Consider the following 18437-nt stretch of genomic DNA (forward strand, 5'->3'; position numbering starts at 1 on the left):
GACTCGCTGTTCAGCTTGCTTCGGAAGTTACAACACAGTTGTCGAAGGCTGCATCGATGATGGCGAGCTTGACCGCCTGGGCGGTCATGTATTCCTGATAGAACTCGCTCGACACCCACATGACCGAATGACCGCGCTGGCCCAGCCAGCCGATGCTGCCGAGTTCCTCGGCATCGCGCAATTTGCGCGACAGGTGAGTCCGGGAAAGCTTGAGCCAGTTCGCAAAATCCCGGATTGAGACGACACCGGTCGGAATTCGGTCCAGATCGGCATGATCGGGATCGACGCCGGACATCAGCCAATCCATGACGATGCCGCCATTGTCGAGCCAGGTGAACAAGGAAAAAGTCTGTCTTGGCTCGCGCACGGCATGCGACGAAAGCAGGCCGTCGGCCACCAGTGGCTGCAATTTGGCGAGCGCATCCGGTTGTGCGACGAATGCCACCAGTCGAGATCCACCGTCCAGGCTGTCCAGCGTTTTCAGATGGGCCATGACCCAGCCGGCAACCGTCTCCAGAGTGCCCGCCGTCGGCTCAAACGGGCGGATGCGCCCGTATTTGATCGGCAAATGCCGGATGAAACCGTAATGCAGCATCTCCTTCAGGAAGGCGTCGGCGGTGTTGCGGCTGGCCACCAAATGCCGGCAGGTATCGTCCATGAACCGTGCGGACGTAAGTCCCTTGCGATGATCGTCCGGCTCTCGATCGAAATACAAGCCAAGGCCGATATGGGCCATCAGCCAACGTTGTTGGGTGGCGAATACGGAGGCCAGCCGCGGGTTCGCTTCATAGGTCTGGAGCAGCGTCCGCGACTGAGCCTGGACATGCCGACGCAATGCCGGATGGCTGGCAATGTCTTCAGAAACCAGCGCCATCCCCGCCGAGCCCAACCAAATTTGCAACTGGAAATACCGGTCACAATTTCAGCCTTCGCGGACCGTGTCCAGAGCCGGCGCATCAGGATACCAGCTGAATCCCGCCGGTTAGCAATTCCGCGACTGGGTCGCCGAGGACCTGATCTCGCGAAGCGCTGATCTTGCCGCACGAGACTAGCCTGCTCGAACCCATAATGGTGGCTTCGCCTGGCCAGCCGGCGTTCCCGACGGCGACGCGGAACCAACACCAGTTTTGCTCGTTGAAGAACGCTGATTGGACCGAGACAGTGAGGAACTACAGAATGGAGAATGGCCCTTTTGCCACGCCGCCCGCAGCTTTCCGGCAAACAGCGTCGGTCTGGCCGCGTGCGCTCAAGTGGCTGCTGCGCCGGGTGCGCAGTGCCTCCGACAGCTCGGGAACCATGTTGAAGCCAATCCTGTCCGAACCCGAGGATGATAGCGGGCCTACTCCGCCTCGACGCGCCTGAGGGTGACCGCGCTGCGATCTTGACGCCAAAAATGACCGCTCACATATCCTTTTAGGGCCGCGCCGCAGCCGACGGTCATGACCGCTTCGAAGGCCTGCCACGGCGGCGTGTCCGCCTGATGCGGAAGGCAAGAGCGGCAGTGGCGCGCAACGGCGGAACCATCGGGCATGCTTGGCTATTAGATACAGGCGGCTGCTGGTCTGCCGGGCCAGGAGCCTTTACTAATGATCATCAATCCCCCACCGGAAAGCGCCATCCCGGCATCCGTTCCGTCGGTCGATCCAAAAGCCGCCCCGACGCCTCGCAATGCCGAAGCGGAGGTCTTTTATATCGAAGCGATCCGCGAACTTGTCGCGACCGGCATCCCCTTTCTCGTCGCCGGCACCTATGCCGTAAGCGCCTATACCGGGATCATCCGCCCGACCAAGGATCTCGACATTTTCTGCAAGGCCGGCGACTGCCCGCGCATCCTCGCTCATTTCAAGCGGATCGGCTACGCCGTCGTGGTCGAGGACGACCGGTGGCTCGGCAAAGTGTTCAAGGGGACGCATTTTTTCGACGTCATTTTCGCCTCAATGAACGGCACAATGCCGGTCGACGACCAGTGGCTGGAGCACGCCCGTCAGGGCGAATTGCTGGGCAGCCAGGTGCGGATCATCGGTCCCACCGAGCTTGTCTGGTCCAAATGTTTCATCCAGGACCGCGGCCGCCACGATGGCGCCGACGTTTCGCACACCATCCTCAAGACGCACGACCAGATCGACTGGCAAAGGCTGCTTTCCTACATGGAAGTCCATTGGGAAGTTCTGCTGATGCATCTCTTGAACTTCCGATGGATCTATCCGTCGGAGCGGGGCCGCGTACCCGCCTGGCTGCTCGACGAGCTGCTTGACCGGCTGGCCAGGCAGCGCGAATTGCCACCTTCCCGGATGAAAATCTGCCGTGGGCGCATGCTTTCACGAACCGACTATGAGATCGACGTCAAGGACTGGGGCTTTGCCGACGTCGGCGGTGAAGGAGAACATAGCAATGGCTGACGAGCTCGAAACTGCTTCGGCAAAGGCGGAAAACGGCGGCACACTCAAAGTCGCCGCCATTGGCGATCTGCATGTCGGCAAGGAAGACCAGGCCTCGTACCGCGATCTTTTCGGCGAGATGTCGCGTGAAGCCCAGGTTCTCGTGCTGACGGGTGACCTTACCAATCTCGGCAAGCCTCGGGAGGCCGAAATCCTTGCCGAGGAACTGCGTGCCTGCACGATCCCGGTCGTCGCCGTACTTGGCAACCACGACTATGAGTCAGGCGCCGTCGACCAGGTCACCGACATTCTGCGCCAGGCGGGCGTTCACCTGCTCGACGGTGAAGCGACAGAGATTCACGAGGTCGGGTTCGTTGGGGTCAAGGGCTTCGTTGGCGGTTTTGGATCGCGCATGCTCGGCTCCTTCGGCGAACCAGCGATCAAGTCAATGGTGGCGGAAAGCGTGAACGAAGCGATGCGGCTTGAAAACGCGATGCGGCAGGTCCGCGCCAAACGCACGCTTGTCGTTCTGCACTACGCGCCTGTCGTCGAGACGGTCGAAGGCGAGCCGCTGGAGATATTCCCGTTTCTCGGTTCGTCACGCCTGGCCGAGACAATAGACCGGTTCCAGGTCAGCGCGGTGGTGCATGGTCATGCGCATCGCGGCGCCTATGAGGGCCGCACGCCGGGCGGGGCGCCGGTCTATAACGTTGCCATGCATGTCGCCAAGCCGACCGGCCGCCCCTACGCCATGCTCGAAATCTGACAGGCGGCGCCACCGGCGCAAGCAATCGTCAGTGCACACTGCAGAATGATCACGGCAATTGCCGGGTAACAGCCATCCGCTTCGGTGGAATGTCGTTTTCATCCGGGTTGGGAACGGGATCCTCGTCGGGGAGCCTGTCGGGGTCCGGCTCACGCACGGGCTTGGGATCGGGGATGGGAGGCGGTGGCACCGGGGTCGGTGTTGGCTCGGGTGTGGGAATAGTGGCCATCGTAATCATCTCCTCTTGGCGCAGAACAACGCAATGGGCCAGCTGGTTCCCGGCTTCCTCGTTTTTGGAAAATCACACGGTCGCACTTGGCCGGTCAGCCCATCTCCGGATTCGGCTGGCTGCCGCCCGACTTGTTTGACCGCAGCAGCAGCGCCAGCGGAACGAGCAGGGCGGTTGCCACCGCGCAGTAGCGGAAGACATCGACATAGGCGAGTAGCGTGGCCTGGCGGGCGATCAACTGGCCAAGCCAGCCGATCGCCTGCTGCTTCGCCTCGACTATCGGCGAACCCTGGGCGACGAAATGATCGGTCGCCTGCCGAAGCGCCTGCTGATAGGCGGGCGACGATTGCACGGTGTGGCCGACCAGATTCGATTGATGGATCTGGGAGCTTTGCGCAATGACGGTGTTGGACAGCGAGACGCCGATGCTGCCGCCGATATTGCGGGCAACGTTGATCAGCGCCGATGCCTGGTTGGTCTTCTGCGGGGGCAAACCGACATAGGCCGCGGTCGAGATGGGAATGAACAGGAACGGCAGTCCGACCATCAGGAAAACACGGGCAAAGGCAAAGAAGCGGAAGCTGGCGTCCGGAGTAAGCGAGGTCATATGCCAAAGGGCCACTGCGACCACCGACATGCCCATCATGATCAGGTATTTAGGCTGCACGATGCTGCCTACAAATCCGGACACCGGCATCAAGATCAGCATGGCGATGCCGCCCGGCATCATCGAAAGGCCCGAGAGCGTCGCGGTGTAGGCAAATGTCGTCTGCTGCAGCTGCGGCACGATCTGGGTGGTGCTGAACAGGATAGCACCGACCGCCATCATGACCAGGAAGGCCGTGCCGAACTGGCGCGTGAACAATAGGCGCATGTCGACGACCGGATCGCTGCGACTGAGTTCCCATGGGATAAGCAGCAGGAATGCGATCGCGGAAATCACTGCGAAAGTGGTGATGAAATCCGAGGCGAACCAATCGTAGCGCTGGCCCCGGTCGAGAAATATCTCCAGGCACCCCAAGGCTATCGCCACCAGGACGAAGCCGACCCCGTCGATCTTCAGGCCGCCTTTCAGCCGTTCCTTGCGTTCGCGTTCGAGGACGTCCGGTTCGACCACCAGCCATTGCACCAGGGCCAGCGACAGGATGCCGAACGGCACGTTGATGAAGAAGATCCAGTGCCAGGAGAAATGGTCTGTCAGCCAGCCGCCGATTGTCGGCCCGACCGTCGGTGCGACGATGACGGCAATGCCGTAAAGTGCGAAGGCTTGCGAGCGCTTTTCAGGCGGAAAGGTGTCGGCAAGGATCGATTGCTCGCTTGGCGCCATGCCGCCGCCGCCGAGGCCCTGAAGGACCCTGAACAGGATGAGCAGTTCCAGGTTGGGCGCCAGTCCGCACAGCAGCGACGCGACGGTGAAGGTCGCAACGCAGAGCATGTAGTAGCGCTTGCGGCCGATGACGCTTGCCAGCCAGCCGCTGACCGGGATGATCACCGAGTTGGCGACGAGATAGGTGGTAATCACCCAGGTGCTTTCGTCCATTCCGGCCGCCAGGCTGCCGGCGATGTTGCGCAGGGCGACATTGGCGATCGAGGTGTCCAGCACCAGCATGAAAGTGGCGATGGAGACGACGACGGCGATGAGCCAGGGATTGTGCGTCCCGGCGGCGGATCGGCTTTCGCCCTGATTTCTGGCGGCTTCGCCGTTCATCGCACCTTGACCGTCGGCACCACCGACAGGCCAGGGCCGAGGAGCACATCGGGCGGCTTGTCGAAGACGATCTTGACCGGCACGCGCTGCACCACCTTGACGTAATTGCCGGTGGCGTTTTCGGCCGGCAGGAGGCTGAAGGCGGTGCCGCTGCCGGCCTGAATACTGTCGACTCGGCCATGGAAGGATCTGTCCGGGTAGGCGTCGATGTCGATGTCGACCGGCTGTCCCCGCCGCATCAGGTCGAGCTGCGTCTCCTTGAAATTGGCCTTCACCCAGACCTCGTCGGGAACGAACATCATCAATACCTGGCCGGGTTGGGCGTAGGTGCCGTTAGCAGCAGAAATGTTCGTTGCCCGCCCGGCTGCGGGTGCTGTGATAGTCGTGCGCGACAGCGTCGTGCGGGCTTGCTCCTGGCTGGCCTTTGCCCGCTCGAGCTGCGCCTCGGCGCTCCTGGCCTGTGCCTGCAAGACCGAAACCTGGCTTTTTGCGGAGGCGACATTGGCCTCGGCGCTGTCCAGCGCGGCCTGGTCCTGACGCAACGTCGATGCCGCCTGCTGCGCCTGCTGTTGCGTTGCTGTGCCCCTGGCCAGGAGTTCGCGATTGCGTTGATCCTCGGCCTTGGCGAAATCAAGCGCTGCCTTGGCCTGTGCAACCTGTTTCTGGGCAGCGTTCACCTTTGCGTTTTGAGCCTCGATCTGGGCGGTGACATTGACGATTTCGGCCTCGGCCGCGGCGACGCCGGCGTCGGCCTGCTTCAGGTTTGCCTGATAGTCGCTATCGTCGATACGCAGGAGGACATCGCCCGCCTGTACATGCTGATTGTCGGTAACCGCCAGCTCGGTAATGCGGCCGGCTATTTGAGCGCCGATCGTCACCGTGCGGGCGTCAATGAAGGCGTCGTCGGTCGATTCGTACTGGCGAGCGTTCAGCCACCAGATCGCGATGCCTGCCGCGACGAGCAACAGCGCAAGCGCGATCGCTGCAGCCGCATAGGGATGGCGCCTGGGAAAGCCGAGCAGACCGGCCTTTCGTTGCGAGGCGTTCCCGTCGGGTTTTTCCTGCCGCGGCTCTGCCGATCGCTCACGAGATTCTCGAACCGGGGCCGGTTGCTCCCTGGTTTCATTTACAGGCTCGACGTCGTGTTCGAGGCTTTGAGGCTTCGTGTCCAACGGAATTGCTTTCAAGACTGATATTGCAGCCGCCGAAGCGGACGCAAAGCCAAACGGCAAGCTTCCGCAAAAGTTCCTGTCTGGAACCGGGTTCGGTTAACGGGTCGACATCGAACACAGGCGGGGGCGCGTTGGAATTCGAGCGCCGCTTCACCGGCCAGGTGATCCGTACGCCTCATGTTGCGGCGGTCCGGCCTTGTCAGCGCTCGACGGCGCGATAATTGCTCATGTAGGCGTGGGCGAATTCACCTGTCGACAGGAGCCGACCATGAAACATCAAACACTCGACCAACTGCAGGCCGTCGCGGAAGTTGAGTCCTTCGCGGCGTATCCGGCGATGACTCGAACCCAGCGGATTGAACGTTGGGCGGAGCTTCTCGAACAAAACCCGACGCGATGCCTTGGGGCGCTTCCAGGCACCGAATATATGAACAGGGAAGCGCGCGACAGATCGCGTGGGGCTGGGACGCCGCTCACTGTCGCCTTCGAGGATCCGGTTCTGCGTGCCATGGGCCTCAGCGATGATACCTATGGTGAGGCAAAGCGCTTCTTCGAACTGAGCGACCGGCAGTTGCACCAAATCGTTTGCCATTGCCATGTCGGCGCTACGATGCAAGCGAGATGGGCCGCTGCCAGGGTGCGCGGGATAGTTCGCGGCAACAGATTTGTTGCCTGGCTGAAGGGCCTGATCGTGCATTGAGGCGGTACGAGGAACGGCGGAACACGCGTTCTTTCCGCGCCGTGGAGAGCGCTTCCGAACTTGGAAGGGCTCGTGCCGCGTCGGGCCGCGCAGATTGTGAAACTCCTCGACGCTTGGCTGCGCCTTGTCGCGGCCATGCGTCCGTCTTTGATGCGAGAATTTGAGTTGGCCTGCCGCAATGAGGGTCGTCGCCGGACGGGCGTCCGAGCGCCGTCCAGGCCTGCCTGCGCGGCTACTAACGATGATTATCCTGCGATCGGGGAAGATCCTGCGACCTGGCTACACTAGCGATCGATTTCTCCGAACACGATGTCGAGCGAGCCGATGATCGCGGCAACATCGGCGATCATATGGCCTCGGGACAGGAAATCCATCGCTTGCAGGTGGGCGAAGGAAGGTGCGCGGATCTTGCATCGGTAGGGAACATTGCCTCCGTCCGACACGAGGTAGACGCCGAACTCGCCCTTCGGTGCCTCGACGGCGGCATAGACTTCACCGATCGGCACGCGAATGCCTTCGGTATAAAGTTTGAAGTGCTGGATCGTCGCTTCCATCGAGCGCTTCATCGTGGCACGCGGCGGCGGCGTGATCTTGTGGTTCGGGATCGCGACCGGCCCCTGACCTTCTGGTGAGCGCAGCTTTTCCAGACATTGCCGCATGATGCGGACCGACTGGCGCATTTCCTCCATGCGTACGAGATAGCGGTCGTAGCAGTCGCCATGCTTGCCGACCGGGATGTCGAAATCCATCTCCGAATAGCATTCGTATGGCTGCGCCTTGCGCAGGTCCCAGGACGCGCCCGATCCGCGCACCATCACGCCGGAAAAGCCCCAGGCCCAGGCATCATCGAGGCCGATCACGCCGACATCGACATTGCGCTGCTTGAAAATACGGTTCTCGGTCAACAGCTCTTCGAGATTGTCGCAGACCTTGAGGAACGGATCGCAGAACTTCCAGATGTCGTCGAGGAGTTCCGGCGGCAGATCCTGATGCACGCCGCCAACCCTGAAATAATTCGCGTGCATGCGGGCGCCGGACGCGCGCTCATAAAAGACCATCAGCTTCTCGCGCTCGACGAAACCCCAGAGCGGCGGCGTCAGCGCGCCGATGTCCATGGCTTGCGTGGTGACGTTGAGGAGGTGAGATAGCAGCCGGCCTATTTCGCAGAAAAGCACGCGAATGAGCTGCCCGCGTCTCGGAACCGATATTTCGAGGAGCTTCTCGGCAGCGAGACAGAATGCATGCTCCTGGTTCATCGGCGCGACGTAGTCGAGCCGGTCGAAATAGGGCAAGGCCTGCAGGTAGTTCTTGTACTCGATGAGCTTTTCGGTACCGCGATGCAGCAGGCCGATATGGGGATCGGCACGTTCCACGATCTCGCCGTCGAGTTCAAGCACCAGCCGCAGCACGCCGTGAGCGGAGGGATGTTGTGGCCCGAAATTGATGGTGAAGTTGCGAACTGCAGCCTCGGCCATGACAGTCCTCCGCAATCAGGCGGACTTCCGTTCCGTGCCGGAACCGGCTTGTCCGCTTTCAGCCGCTCACGTCGTCGTCTGGATGATCAGCGTGAGCGTGCCGTCGCCGTCGATATTGGCCGCCACGACCTGCGTGGAATTAAGTCCGTTCGCCGCCAGTGCCGATGCCGCCTGCGGCGATGCGTCGATCGAACTTTGCAGGATGCGCAAATCCTCGGCGCTGGTCTGGGTGACGACGGCCTCCGCCTGTGCCTTGACGTCAGGAGGCAGATCCTCCATCGCCACGATTGTCACTGCGGTGAAATTCTGGGCGGAGAAGGCTTGGTCAGGTGTAGCCTGGTCGGGAGTGGTCCCTTCGGGCGTGGCTTGCTCTGGCAGGGTTTGCGGCGCCGTTGGCGGCACAGGGGCAAGCTCTGGTCCCACGGCTTGCGCATAGACCGGCGAGGCAAGCGCCAGTGCCGAAAGTGTGGCAATTGTCGTCGATAGGCGCATGGCCGTTCCTTCCGTTTTGCTCAGCGGACGATCAATTCGGTGACGACAAAACCATCGTGTCGAAATATGGTTCCGTGACCGGGGTGCTGTCTTGCCGAAAGCCGTGATTGTCGCGGAAAGCAGGGCGCGAAATCCGGCGTTGCCTGTCTCAGGCAGCGGTGTGGCTGCGATCGGGCTGCGGCCAGCGCTGCAACGCCTCACGGCCCTGAGCGGTCAGTTCGTAGATCCCGCGATCGGTGCGTGCGAACCAGCGATACACATTGTGCAGCAGGATCTTGGGCGCGTTCGGCAGGTTGGGCTTCAAGTCACGCGGTCGCTTTGGGCCGTCGGCGAGGGCTGCGGCGCATGCCAGCGCCTGCTGGCGATAAGCGGTCATGATCGGCGCACGCGAGCCGCCGCCGGCGACAGGATCGCCCTGCCGACGCCGATGTTCGTCAATTAGCTTCGAGCGGCGCCGGGGATCGCGACGCGGAGCCAATGCCGTCGGGCTGAGCAGCACCTGAACCTCGCCGTTCGTTCGCACGCCAAGCAGGCCAAAGCCGAGGCGACGGCAGAGATTGCGGTATCTCACATCGCTCTCACGGCCCTTGCCACGGGTCGACATGCATGCCGCAAGCCAGACCTCGTCGCTCGCCGCCATACGGTCGACCCCTTGGAGGACCAGCTCAAGATTGAACGTCAGCTTCAGCTCGCAGATGACGACGATCGGTGGAGAGTCGGCGCTCAGCGCCAGCAGATCGCAGCCGCCGATCTCGCCCTTGACCATGAATCCCAGGCCTTCCAGGAAGGCCTTGACCGGGCTGTAGAGTGACGTTTCGAGCATGGGCCTTTGTCGGCTGCGAATCATCCCGCCGATCGGCGGTTCAGCGCGATGATCGCTCCTTGCCGTTGAACAGGAGGTAAACGACGGCCGAGCAAGTGGTCAGAGCCGTGCCATGGCCGCTTGCCAATTTGGTATGCTGGTATAATGTGTACCTGAGGTAGCATGCTCCGCGTAGCTGCGCTGTGCTGGACATCCGGGCGCCCGAGACATCGTCCATGGCATCGTCATTCGAGCGGCGGCTCCCCTGCGTTTTCTACTCCGCCAACCGGCGGTAATGTGCATACAAGTCAATGGTATGACGATCGGCAGGGCCGTCGTTGGAATTCAGGAGTAACGGACACATGACAACGATTGCGCTGTTTGGTGCGGGCGGCAAAATGGGCTACCGTCTGTCGACCAATTTTCGCGGATCTCCCTATACGACACGCCATGTCGAAGTCAGCGACGCCGGCCGCGAGCGGCTTAAGTCGGGCCTCGGCATCGATGCCGTCAGCGCCGATGAGGCGCTTGATGGCGCCGATGTGGTGATCCTGGCGGTGCCGGACACGCACATCGGCAAGGTTGCGGCGAGTATCGAGAGCAAGCTTGCATCAGGCACGATGGTCGTCGTGCTCGACGCCGCAGCACCTTTCGCCGGGCATTTGCCGAAGCGGCCGGACCTGACCTATTTCGTCACCCACCCGTGCCATCCGCCGATCTTCAACGACGAGACCGACATGGCGGCCAAGAAGGACTATTTCGGTGGTGTCAAGGCCAAGCAGCACATGGTCAGCGCCTTGATGCAGGGACCGGAGGAAGATTTCGCCAAGGGTGAGGCGATCGCAAAGATCATCTGGGCGCCGGTCATGCGCTCGCATCGCGTCACGGTCGATCAGATGGCGCTGCTCGAGCCCGGCCTTTCGGAAACGGTGTGCGCCTCGCTGCTCGTCGTCATGAAAGAGGCCGTCGACGAGGTGGTGGCGCGCGGGGTCGACAAGCAGGCGGCGCTCGACTTCCTGCTTGGCCATATGAACGTGCTTGGCGCCGTCATCTTCGGCGAAACCAAAGGCGTGTTCTCCGATGCCTGCAACAAGGCGATAGAGTTCGGCAAGCCGGTGCTGATGCGCGACGACTGGAAGCGGGTGTTCGAGCCGGAGGAGATTGCCGCGAGCATTCAGCGCATCACTTGAGGGCAGCGATGCGTCTTCCGGAACATGTCACCTGAAATTGTCATTGACTCATTATACCAGTTGGCTTAGCTGTTCGATGGATCGGATCGTCAAGCTTCGCAACAGGCTCAGGGGCTGGATGAGTGGAGGATAGGGGAGCGATCCGTCGAGGTGAAGCCGGCCAAGGCTTGTGAATCTGACGCGACCCGCCGCCTACGCCCGCTAACGAAATCGAATGCATATAGCCTTGCGACAAGGCACGGATTTTCAACGGGAGGAATACATGAAACTGACACGCAGAATGACGCTTGCGGCTTTTGCCGGCATGCTGGCGCTTGGCACCGCCGCACCCGCCTATGCGGCGGATTTGATCGCCATCATCACGCCCTCGCATGACAATCCGTTCTTCAAGGCGGAAGCTGTCGGCGCGGAGGCCAAGGCCAAGGAACTCGGCTACGAGGCGTTGGTGCTCGTCCATGACGACGACGCCAACAAGCAGTCGGAATTGATCGACACGGCGATCGGTCGCGGCGCCAAGGCGATCATCCTCGACAATGCCGGCGCCGACGCCACCGTCGCCGCGGTGCAGAAGGCCAAGGACGCAGGCGTTCCTTCTTTCCTGATCGATCGCGAGATCAATGCCACCGGCGTTGCCGTGGCGCAGATCGTCTCCAACAATTATCAGGGCGCCCAGCTCGGCGCGCAGGAATTCGTGAAGCTGATGGGCGAGAAGGGTAATTTCGTCGAGCTCGTCGGCAAGGAATCCGACACCAATGCCGGCATTCGGTCCAAGGGTTACCACGACGTCATCGACGACTATCCGGACCTGAAGATGGTGGCGCAGCAGTCCGCCAACTGGAGCCAGACCGAAGCCTATTCCAAAATGGAATCGATCCTCCAGGCCAATCCCGATATCAAGGGCGTGATCTCCGGCAACGACACGATGGCGATGGGCGCCTATGCGGCACTCGCCGCTGCTGGCCGCAAGGACGTGATCGTCGTCGGCTTCGACGGGTCGAACGACGTGCGCGACTCGATCACCTCCGGCGGCATCAAGGCGACAGTCCTGCAGCCGGCCTTCGCGCAGGCGCAGATGGCGGTCGAGCAGGCCAACGACTTCATCAAGAACAAGAAGTCTCCCGCCGAAGAAAAGCAGCTGATGGACTGCGTCCTGGTCAATGGCGACAATGCCGCCAAGCTGGAGACGTTCGCGCTCACCAACTGAGCCGATGTAACATCAAGCAGCAAGGGACGAGCCTCCGGTTCGTCCCTTGCTTCCATTTCGCCCTTGCTTCCATTTCTCAGGGTGCTCCTGACCGCCATGCCGAACGAGCCGACATGTTCAACACGCTGACCCGGCCGATCCTTGTCGCGTCGTTCCTTGCAGCTATAGTCAGCCTGACCGCCTGCAAGATCCTGCCGACGCCGTCCGCGGAGAACGGCGGCACTGGCTCCGCGTTCAATCCCGACAAGATGGTCGAGGACATCTGGGCGCCGAAAGTGATACCCTATCTGCAGCAGAAGGCCGGGCCATTTCCCGAGGTTCATGCCTTGGCCAAGGCCGATCCCGCCGCTGCCGGCACCAAATACGGCAATCCGAAAAAGCAGGCGAATTCGCCATGGACCTTCGCCGTTCGGCTCGACGGCAAGGTCGTGGCAGCCAACACACAGTCACGCGCGGCGACGATGGACATCGATGCCGACGGCGACGGCAAGGCGGACGCGCGGGTGCAGATCGGCCCCGCCATGCGCGGAACCGCGCTGCGCGACAGCCTCGACTTCATCCAATTCAACGATTTCACCAACCAGATCGACTTCGCCCAGTTCGGCAAGGCTTTCAACGCCTACGCCGACAAGACCGTGCTTTCCAAGCTGCCGCGCGAGGCACTCGAGGGCCGCAGCGTCAAGATCCTCGGCGCCTATACGCCGGGCAGTGGCCAGGACCTGCCGCTGGTGACGCCGGCGGAGGCAAAGATCGGGCCGAAGCCATGAGCGGCGATCAAGATGTCATCCTGAAGCTGGAGGATATCTCGAAGGTCTATTCCGGCACCGTCGCGGTCAAGCGGGCGAATTTCGAGGTGCGCAAGGGCGCGGTCAACGTGCTGGTCGGCGAAAACGGAGCCGGCAAATCGACGCTGATGAAGATCATCGCCGGTGTCGAGCAGCCGACACTCGGGCGCATCCTGCTGGACGGCGAGGAGGTTTCCTTCTCGTCATCCGGGGACGCGGTGAATCGCGGCATCGGCATGGTTTTCCAGGAGCTGAACCTGTTCGGCAACCTGACGGTCGCCGAAAACATTTTCGCCACCCGCGAGATCACCAATCGTTTCCGCAAGATCGACCGCAAGGAGCAGGAGCGCCGCGCGGCGGAGTTCCTTGAACGCCTGGAAGCCGGCATCCGGCCCGATATGCTGGTCGAGGATCTGCGCATCGGCCAGCAGCAGCTGGTCGAGATCGCCAAGGCGGTTTCGCTCGATGCGCGCATCCTGATCATGGATGAACCGACCTCGGCGCTCAGCGCTGCGGAAGTCGAGATCCTGTTCAAGGTGATTGCCGATCTCAAGGCGCGCGGCGTGGCGATCGTCTACATCTCGCACCGGCTCGAGGAACTGATCCGCATCGGCGACACCATCACGGTGCTGCGCGATGGGCGCATCACCGGCCAGGCGGAGATGAAAGACGTCGACACCCAGTGGATCGTGCGGCAGATGATCGGCTCGGACGCCAAGGACTTCGCCAAAGCCGACGGTCATGTGCCGGGCGAGGAAATATTCCGCGCCGAGGACATCTGCCTGCCGCGCGTCACCGGCGGGCTGGCGGTCGATCACGTCTCGCTGTCGCTGCGCGCCGGCGAAATCCTCGGCATTTATGGCCTGATGGGCGCCGGACGCAGCGAGCTGTTCGATTGCATCATGGGCCGCCACGGCCATTCGACCGGAACGATATTCATTGCCGGCAAAAAGGTGCACGAGCGTGACACGACGCGGCGCATCCGGCGCGGCCTGGCGCTGATCCCCGAAGACCGCCAGCGCGAAGGGCTGGTGTCGATCCTCTCCGTCGCCAGCAATCTCACGCTGGCCAGCCTGTCGCGGTTCGTGCGCCTGTTCCACATTCGCGGTGCCGCCGAACGACAGGCGGTGGCCCGGACGGTGCGCGAACTGGCCATCAAGGTCGCCGATCCGGCGCAGGAAGTCTCGTCGCTATCGGGCGGCAACCAGCAGAAGGTGGTGATCGGCAAGGCGCTGCTCACCGGACCGAAGGTGCTGCTGATGGACGAGCCGAGCCGCGGCATCGACGTCGGCGCCAAGGCCGACGTGTTCCGCACCATGCGCAAGCTGTCGCGCGACGGCCTGGGGATCCTGTTTGCCACCTCGGATCTCGATGAGGTGATGGCGTTGTCCGACCGCATCGCAGTGATGAGCAATGGAAAACTGACCGGCATGTTCGACCGCGCAGAGGCGACGGAGGCCGCGCTCGTCGCTGCTTCAGCCCTCGGCCACGGACCGGTCCCGCACGGAGAGCAAGGCGCATGACTGACATTCCAGCCAAGGCGGCGGTCACCTCGATGTCGAGCGGCTCGGTCCTGCTGATGCTGATGAAGGCGAGGACGTTCATCGCGCTGATCGCCGTGCTGTTATTCTTCTCGATAGCTGCCCCCAATTTCCTATCGGCCGCCAATCTTATCCTGATGTCGAAGCACGTGGCGCTGAACGCATTCCTTGCAATGGGCATGACCTTCGTCATCATCACCGGCGGCATCGACCTGTCGGTCGGCTCGATCGTCGGCCTGTGTGGCATGGTGGCCGGCTATCTCGTGCTCAACGGCATCGACCTGCAGGTCGGCTACACCATCTATTTCAACGTCTTCGAGATCGCACTGATCACGCTTGCCGTCGGCATATTGATCGGCGCCGTCAACGGCTTGCTGATCACCAGGCTTAACGTTGCGCCGTTCATCGCCACGCTCGGCGTGCTCTATGTCGCGCGCGGCCTGGCGCTGCTGTCGTCGGACGGCCGTACCTTCCCCAATCTCGTCGGCAAGCCGGAGCTCGGTACCACCGGGTTCGGCTTCCTCGGCGCCGGCCGGTTGCTCGGCCTGCCGGTCGCTCTGTGGATTTTGCTCGTCGTTGCGCTAGGGGCGGCCTATCTCGCCAAATATACCCCGCTCGGCCGCCACATCTTCGCCGTCGGCGGCAATGAGCGGGCGGCACGGATTTCAGGCGTCCGCGTCAACATGGTGAAGATGTTCGTCTACATGTTCTCCGGCTTCTGCGCGGCGATCGTCGGGCTGATCATCTCGTCCGAACTGATGGCCTCGCATCCCGCGACTGGAGAGAGCTTCGAGTTGAATGCCATTGCCGCGGCAGTGCTCGGCGGCACCTCGATGTCGGGCGGACGTGGTACGATCGGCGGTACCATTGTCGGCGCCTTCGTCATCGGCATCCTTTCGGACGGGCTGGTGATGATGGGGGTGAGCTCGTTCTGGCAGATGGTGATCAAGGGCCTCGTCATCATCGTCGCCGTCGTCGTCGACCAGGCACAGCGCCGATTGCAGAGCCGGGTGACGCTGATGCAGATGGCAAAGGCCGGCTGATATGGCGGAGCTGCGTGGAGCGCTGATCGGCTGCGGCTTCTTTGCCGTCAACCAGATGCATGCCTGGCGTGACGTCGAGGGTGCCTCGATCGCCGCCATCTGCGACCGCGATCCGGAGCGGCTGCGGATCATTGGCGACCAGTTCGGGGTCGCGCGGCGCTATGCCGATGCGGCTGCTTTGTTTACCGGCGAAAGGCTGGATTTCGTCGACATCGCCACCACCGCACCAAGCCACAGAATGCTCGTCGAGATGGCGGCGCAGCACGGCGTTCCGGCAATCTGCCAAAAACCGTTTGCGCCGACGCTTGCCGACGCCCAGGCGATGGTGAAGGCCTGCACCGATGCCGGCGTGCCGCTGATGGTGCATGAGAATTTTCGCTGGCAGTCGCCGATCCAGGCAGTGCGTACCGTGCTCGACAGCGGCGAAATCGGCGCTCCCTTCTTCGGCCGCATCTCCTTCCGCTCGGCCTATGACGTGTTCTCCGGCCAGCCCTATCTGGCGACGGGCAAGCGCTTCATCATCGAGGATCTCGGCATCCACATCCTCGACATTGCCCGCTTCCTTCTGGGCGACGTCTCGACGGTCACCGCGCGAACGGCGCGCATCAACCCTGGCATTGCCGGCGAGGACGTTGCGACGATGCTGATGGACCATACGAGCGGCGCCACTTCCGTGGTCGACTGCAGCTACGCCAGCAAGCTCGCTACCGAGCCGTTCCCCGAGACGCTGATCGAGATCGATGGCAGCGACGGCACGATCCGGCTGGCGCAGGGCTACCGCCTCACTGTCACCGGCCGGAGCGGGACAGTCGTGAGCGACGTCTCGCCACCGCTGCTGGCCTGGGCATCACGGCCGTGGCATAACATCCAGGAAAGCGTCGTCGCCATTCAAAAGCACTGGGTCGATTGCCTGACCAACGGAACCGAGCCCGCGACCTCGGGCGCGGACAACCTCAAGACATTGGCGCTGGTCGAGGCAGCGTACGCCGGCGCCGCAAGCCGGGAGCCGGTGCAACTCGACACCTTGCTGAAATGACAGCCGACGCCTTCCTCCTCTACGGCACACGTGCTGTTGAAGCCGAACCGGTCAGGCTGCGCGCCGGCGCGCTGACGGCGGACTTCGTCAACGGCAATCTGCGCACCATCCGGCACGGCGACACCGAAGTGCTGCGCGCCATCGCCTACATCGTCAGGGATCGCGACTGGGGCACCTACGAGCCGACGCTCACCGATTTAGTCATCGACCAGGGCGATGACGCTTTCTCCGTCAGCTATTCGGCAGGTTGTTTCGGGCCAGAGGGAAGCCGGCTCGACTTCCATGCGACCATCAAGGGCGCCGATGGCCGACTGGTCTTCGACGTGAGCGCTCGTCCCGACAACGATTTCGAGACCAATCGCTGCGGTTTCTGCATCCTGCATCCAATCGTCGGCCTGGCCGGCAGCCCGGTCACGCTCGCGCATACCGATGGCAGCGTGGTCGCGACCAGGCTTCCAGAGCTGATCGATCCCTGGCAGCCGTTCAAGGATCTGCGGGCGATCACCCATCAGGTCCGGCCGGGCGTCACCGCCGAATGCCGGATGCAAGGCGATACTTTCGAGATGGAGGACCAGCGCAACTGGTCGGATGCCTCGTACAAGACCTATGTCCGGCCGCTCGCGCTGCCATGGCCACACGTGCTGCCGGCCGGCGAGACCTTCCGTCAAACCGTCAGCTTGCGGGTAGCGGGTCGCGGGAAAGTGCCGGCCGCCGTGGCAAGCGCCGAACCAATTCGTGTCAGGCTCGGCCAAGCCGGACCGGTGCTGCCGAATGTTGGCGTCATCATCTACCCTGATCAGGTTGAGGCGGCGCTGGGCAAGCTGCCGATGCTGTCCGAGCTTGGCCCGCAGCAATTGATATTCCACTATGACCCGACGCGCGGCCACGGGCTTGCCGCCTTGCGGTCCTACGCCCGGCTCGCCGCCGCCTATCCGGTCCGGACAACGCTCGAATGTGTCATTGCCGGCGACGGCGATCTCGACGCCGAGCTTTCAGGCGTCGCCGACAGGGTGCGCCAGGCCGGGCTCAAGCTTTCGGCCATTGCCGTCTCGCCCTCGATCGACCGGCAGTCGACGCCACCGGGCAGCGCGTGGCCGCAATGCCCGCCGCTCCAAGACGTCTATTCTGCCGCCCGCCGCGCCTTCCCCGATATCCGCCTCGGCGGCGGCATGTTCAGCTATTTCACTGAGTTGAACCGCAAGCGCGTCCCGGCCGGTCAGCTCGATTTCGTCACGCATTGCACCTGCCCGATCGTGCACGCCGCCGACGATCTCAGCGTCATGCAATCGCTGGAAGCACTGCCTTTCATCACGGCGTCAGTTAGGACGATCTTCGGAACAATACCTTATCGGATCGGGCCGTCGACCATTGCCATGCGCCAGAACCCTTATGGCGGCGCGACCAAGGCCAATCCCGACAATCAGCGCATCGCCATGGCCGACCGCGACCCTCGCCACGCCGGGCTATTCGGGGCCGCATGGACGATCGGCTATGCCGCACGCGTTGCGCCGGCCGGGCTCGAAATGCTGACGCTCTGCAGCTTCACCGGACAATTCGGCGTACTGGCCTCGTCGGGCGAGCCTGTCGAAGAAGGTGCAACGCGGCTGATTTTCCACGCGGTGAAAGGACTTTGCGATCTGGCCGGCCATGCGCATGTGGCGGCGACAACGACCGATGAGACGCGGGTGCTGGCACTGGCCGGCCGCTCCCAGACCGGCAAGATCATCGTCTGGCTGGCGAACCTTACCCCGGACGATTTTCCGGTCGACCTTTCTGGGCTCGGCTCAGATCAGGGTCCTCTGAAGATTTGGGATGGACGAACGTCACGCCAGATCCAGCGAAACGCGTCGGACCGAGACCGTCTTGTGATGACGCCCTACGCAATCGTCCGGATCGGCTGAAGTCATTTGCCGAGA

General features: G+C 62.5%; 16 protein-coding genes. 10 read left to right on the forward strand and 6 right to left on the reverse strand.

All coding sequences use genetic code 11. The features are described 5' to 3' along the window. Positions 1 to 10: 10 nt before the first annotated feature. Positions 11 to 874: a hypothetical protein gene (locus NKH21_RS05075; protein ID WP_352664451.1), complete on the reverse strand. Its 864-nt coding sequence runs from the start codon at positions 872 to 874 to the stop codon at positions 11 to 13. 712 nt (positions 875 to 1586) lie between these two features. Between NKH21_RS05075 and NKH21_RS05080 the strand changes: the two genes are divergently transcribed. Together NKH21_RS05080 and NKH21_RS05085 are read left to right on the forward strand one after the other, a co-directional pair. Continuing rightward, a complete protein-coding gene (locus NKH21_RS05080; RefSeq protein WP_352664453.1) occupies positions 1587 to 2399 on the forward strand; it encodes a nucleotidyltransferase family protein in 813 nt (270 codons plus the stop codon). Further along, a complete protein-coding gene (locus NKH21_RS05085; RefSeq protein ID WP_352664455.1) occupies positions 2392 to 3144 on the forward strand; it encodes a metallophosphoesterase family protein in 753 nt (250 codons plus the stop codon). Before NKH21_RS05080 ends, NKH21_RS05085 begins: the two co-directional genes overlap by 8 nt. Positions 3145 to 3467: 323 nt before the next feature. On the opposite strand, the gene NKH21_RS05090 is transcribed toward NKH21_RS05085, so the two are convergent. Further along, positions 3468 to 5081: a DHA2 family efflux MFS transporter permease subunit gene (locus NKH21_RS05090; protein WP_352863305.1), complete on the reverse strand. Its 1614-nt coding sequence runs from the start codon at positions 5079 to 5081 to the stop codon at positions 3468 to 3470. Continuing rightward, positions 5078 to 6253: an HlyD family secretion protein gene (locus NKH21_RS05095; RefSeq protein WP_352863307.1), complete on the reverse strand. Its 1176-nt coding sequence runs from the start codon at positions 6251 to 6253 to the stop codon at positions 5078 to 5080. Before NKH21_RS05095 ends, NKH21_RS05090 begins: the two co-directional genes overlap by 4 nt. Before the next feature lie 268 nt (positions 6254 to 6521). On the opposite strand from NKH21_RS05095, the gene NKH21_RS05100 reads away from it, so the two are divergent. After that, positions 6522 to 6953, forward strand: a complete 432-nt coding sequence (locus NKH21_RS05100; protein WP_352664760.1) for a hypothetical protein — start codon at positions 6522 to 6524, stop codon at positions 6951 to 6953. A gap of 284 nt (positions 6954 to 7237) precedes the next feature. Here the strand turns inward: NKH21_RS05100 and NKH21_RS05105 are convergent, their stop codons facing one another. The 3 genes from NKH21_RS05105 to NKH21_RS05115 all read right to left on the reverse strand — a co-directional run bounded on the left by NKH21_RS05105 (position 7238) and on the right by NKH21_RS05115 (position 9743). Beyond that, the gene (locus NKH21_RS05105; protein WP_352863309.1) at positions 7238 to 8428 is read right to left on the reverse strand and encodes an NADH-quinone oxidoreductase subunit D; all 1191 of its coding nucleotides are present in this window, start codon (positions 8426 to 8428) and stop codon (positions 7238 to 7240) included. 66 nt (positions 8429 to 8494) lie between these two features. Then, positions 8495 to 8920: a hypothetical protein gene (locus NKH21_RS05110; RefSeq protein WP_352863311.1), complete on the reverse strand. Its 426-nt coding sequence runs from the start codon at positions 8918 to 8920 to the stop codon at positions 8495 to 8497. A 148-nt stretch (positions 8921 to 9068) separates the two neighbouring features. After that, positions 9069 to 9743 carry a DUF2161 domain-containing phosphodiesterase gene (locus tag NKH21_RS05115; protein ID WP_352664467.1) on the reverse strand — a complete coding sequence of 225 codons (675 nt, stop codon included), beginning with the start codon at positions 9741 to 9743 and terminating at the stop codon, positions 9069 to 9071. A 341-nt stretch (positions 9744 to 10084) separates the two neighbouring features. Between NKH21_RS05115 and NKH21_RS05120 the strand changes: the two genes are divergently transcribed. The 7 genes from NKH21_RS05120 to apnL all read left to right on the forward strand — a co-directional run bounded on the left by NKH21_RS05120 (position 10085) and on the right by apnL (position 18422). Beyond that, positions 10085 to 10912: a phosphogluconate dehydrogenase C-terminal domain-containing protein gene (locus NKH21_RS05120; RefSeq protein WP_352863313.1), complete on the forward strand. Its 828-nt coding sequence runs from the start codon at positions 10085 to 10087 to the stop codon at positions 10910 to 10912. Positions 10913 to 11174: 262 nt separating this feature from the next. Then, on the forward strand, positions 11175 to 12116 hold the full coding sequence (locus tag NKH21_RS05125; RefSeq protein WP_023675475.1) for a D-ribose ABC transporter substrate-binding protein: 942 nt from the start codon (positions 11175 to 11177) through the stop codon (positions 12114 to 12116). 113 nt (positions 12117 to 12229) lie between these two features. Beyond that, complete coding sequence (locus NKH21_RS05130; protein ID WP_352863315.1) at positions 12230 to 12883, forward strand: DUF2291 family protein; 654 nt, start codon at positions 12230 to 12232, stop codon at positions 12881 to 12883. Continuing rightward, positions 12880 to 14424: a sugar ABC transporter ATP-binding protein gene (locus NKH21_RS05135; protein WP_352863317.1), complete on the forward strand. Its 1545-nt coding sequence runs from the start codon at positions 12880 to 12882 to the stop codon at positions 14422 to 14424. The genes NKH21_RS05130 and NKH21_RS05135 overlap by 4 nt, the downstream gene beginning before the upstream one ends. Beyond that, the gene (locus tag NKH21_RS05140) at positions 14421 to 15485 is read left to right on the forward strand and encodes an ABC transporter permease (protein WP_352664473.1); all 1065 of its coding nucleotides are present in this window, start codon (positions 14421 to 14423) and stop codon (positions 15483 to 15485) included. Before NKH21_RS05135 ends, NKH21_RS05140 begins: the two co-directional genes overlap by 4 nt. A gap of 1 nt (position 15486) precedes the next feature. After that, the gene (locus tag NKH21_RS05145) at positions 15487 to 16521 is read left to right on the forward strand and encodes a Gfo/Idh/MocA family protein (protein ID WP_352863319.1); all 1035 of its coding nucleotides are present in this window, start codon (positions 15487 to 15489) and stop codon (positions 16519 to 16521) included. Continuing rightward, positions 16518 to 18422 (forward strand): D-apionate lactonase, encoded by a 1905-nt coding sequence (gene apnL, locus NKH21_RS05150; protein ID WP_352863321.1) that lies wholly within the window; start codon positions 16518 to 16520, stop codon positions 18420 to 18422. Before NKH21_RS05145 ends, apnL begins: the two co-directional genes overlap by 4 nt. The last annotated feature ends 15 nt before the right edge of the window (positions 18423 to 18437 follow it).

The sequence above is a fragment of the Mesorhizobium sp. M1329 genome, from assembly GCF_040318035.1.
GTDB lineage: Bacteria > Pseudomonadota > Alphaproteobacteria > Rhizobiales > Rhizobiaceae > Mesorhizobium.

Bases quoted from the DNA above. Each gene is read 5' to 3' on its own strand.
- NKH21_RS05075 (WP_352664451.1), bottom strand. From the start codon at position 874: ATGGCGCTGGTTTCTGAAGACATTGCCAGCCATCCGGCATTGCGTCGG.
- NKH21_RS05080 (WP_352664453.1), top strand. From the start codon at position 1,587: ATGATCATCAATCCCCCACCGGAAAGCGCCATCCCGGCATCCGTTCCG.
- NKH21_RS05085 (WP_352664455.1), top strand. From the start codon at position 2,392: ATGGCTGACGAGCTCGAAACTGCTTCGGCAAAGGCGGAAAACGGCGGC.
- NKH21_RS05090 (WP_352863305.1), bottom strand. From the start codon at position 5,081: ATGAACGGCGAAGCCGCCAGAAATCAGGGCGAAAGCCGATCCGCCGCC.
- NKH21_RS05100 (WP_352664760.1), top strand. From the start codon at position 6,522: ATGAAACATCAAACACTCGACCAACTGCAGGCCGTCGCGGAAGTTGAG.
- NKH21_RS05105 (WP_352863309.1), bottom strand. From the start codon at position 8,428: ATGGCCGAGGCTGCAGTTCGCAACTTCACCATCAATTTCGGGCCACAA.
- NKH21_RS05110 (WP_352863311.1), bottom strand. From the start codon at position 8,920: ATGCGCCTATCGACGACAATTGCCACACTTTCGGCACTGGCGCTTGCC.
- NKH21_RS05115 (WP_352664467.1), bottom strand. From the start codon at position 9,743: ATGCTCGAAACGTCACTCTACAGCCCGGTCAAGGCCTTCCTGGAAGGC.
- NKH21_RS05120 (WP_352863313.1), top strand. From the start codon at position 10,085: ATGACAACGATTGCGCTGTTTGGTGCGGGCGGCAAAATGGGCTACCGT.
- NKH21_RS05125 (WP_023675475.1), top strand. From the start codon at position 11,175: ATGAAACTGACACGCAGAATGACGCTTGCGGCTTTTGCCGGCATGCTG.
- NKH21_RS05130 (WP_352863315.1), top strand. From the start codon at position 12,230: ATGTTCAACACGCTGACCCGGCCGATCCTTGTCGCGTCGTTCCTTGCA.
- NKH21_RS05135 (WP_352863317.1), top strand. From the start codon at position 12,880: ATGAGCGGCGATCAAGATGTCATCCTGAAGCTGGAGGATATCTCGAAG.
- NKH21_RS05140 (WP_352664473.1), top strand. From the start codon at position 14,421: ATGACTGACATTCCAGCCAAGGCGGCGGTCACCTCGATGTCGAGCGGC.
- NKH21_RS05145 (WP_352863319.1), top strand. From the start codon at position 15,487: ATGGCGGAGCTGCGTGGAGCGCTGATCGGCTGCGGCTTCTTTGCCGTC.
- apnL (WP_352863321.1), top strand. From the start codon at position 16,518: ATGACAGCCGACGCCTTCCTCCTCTACGGCACACGTGCTGTTGAAGCC.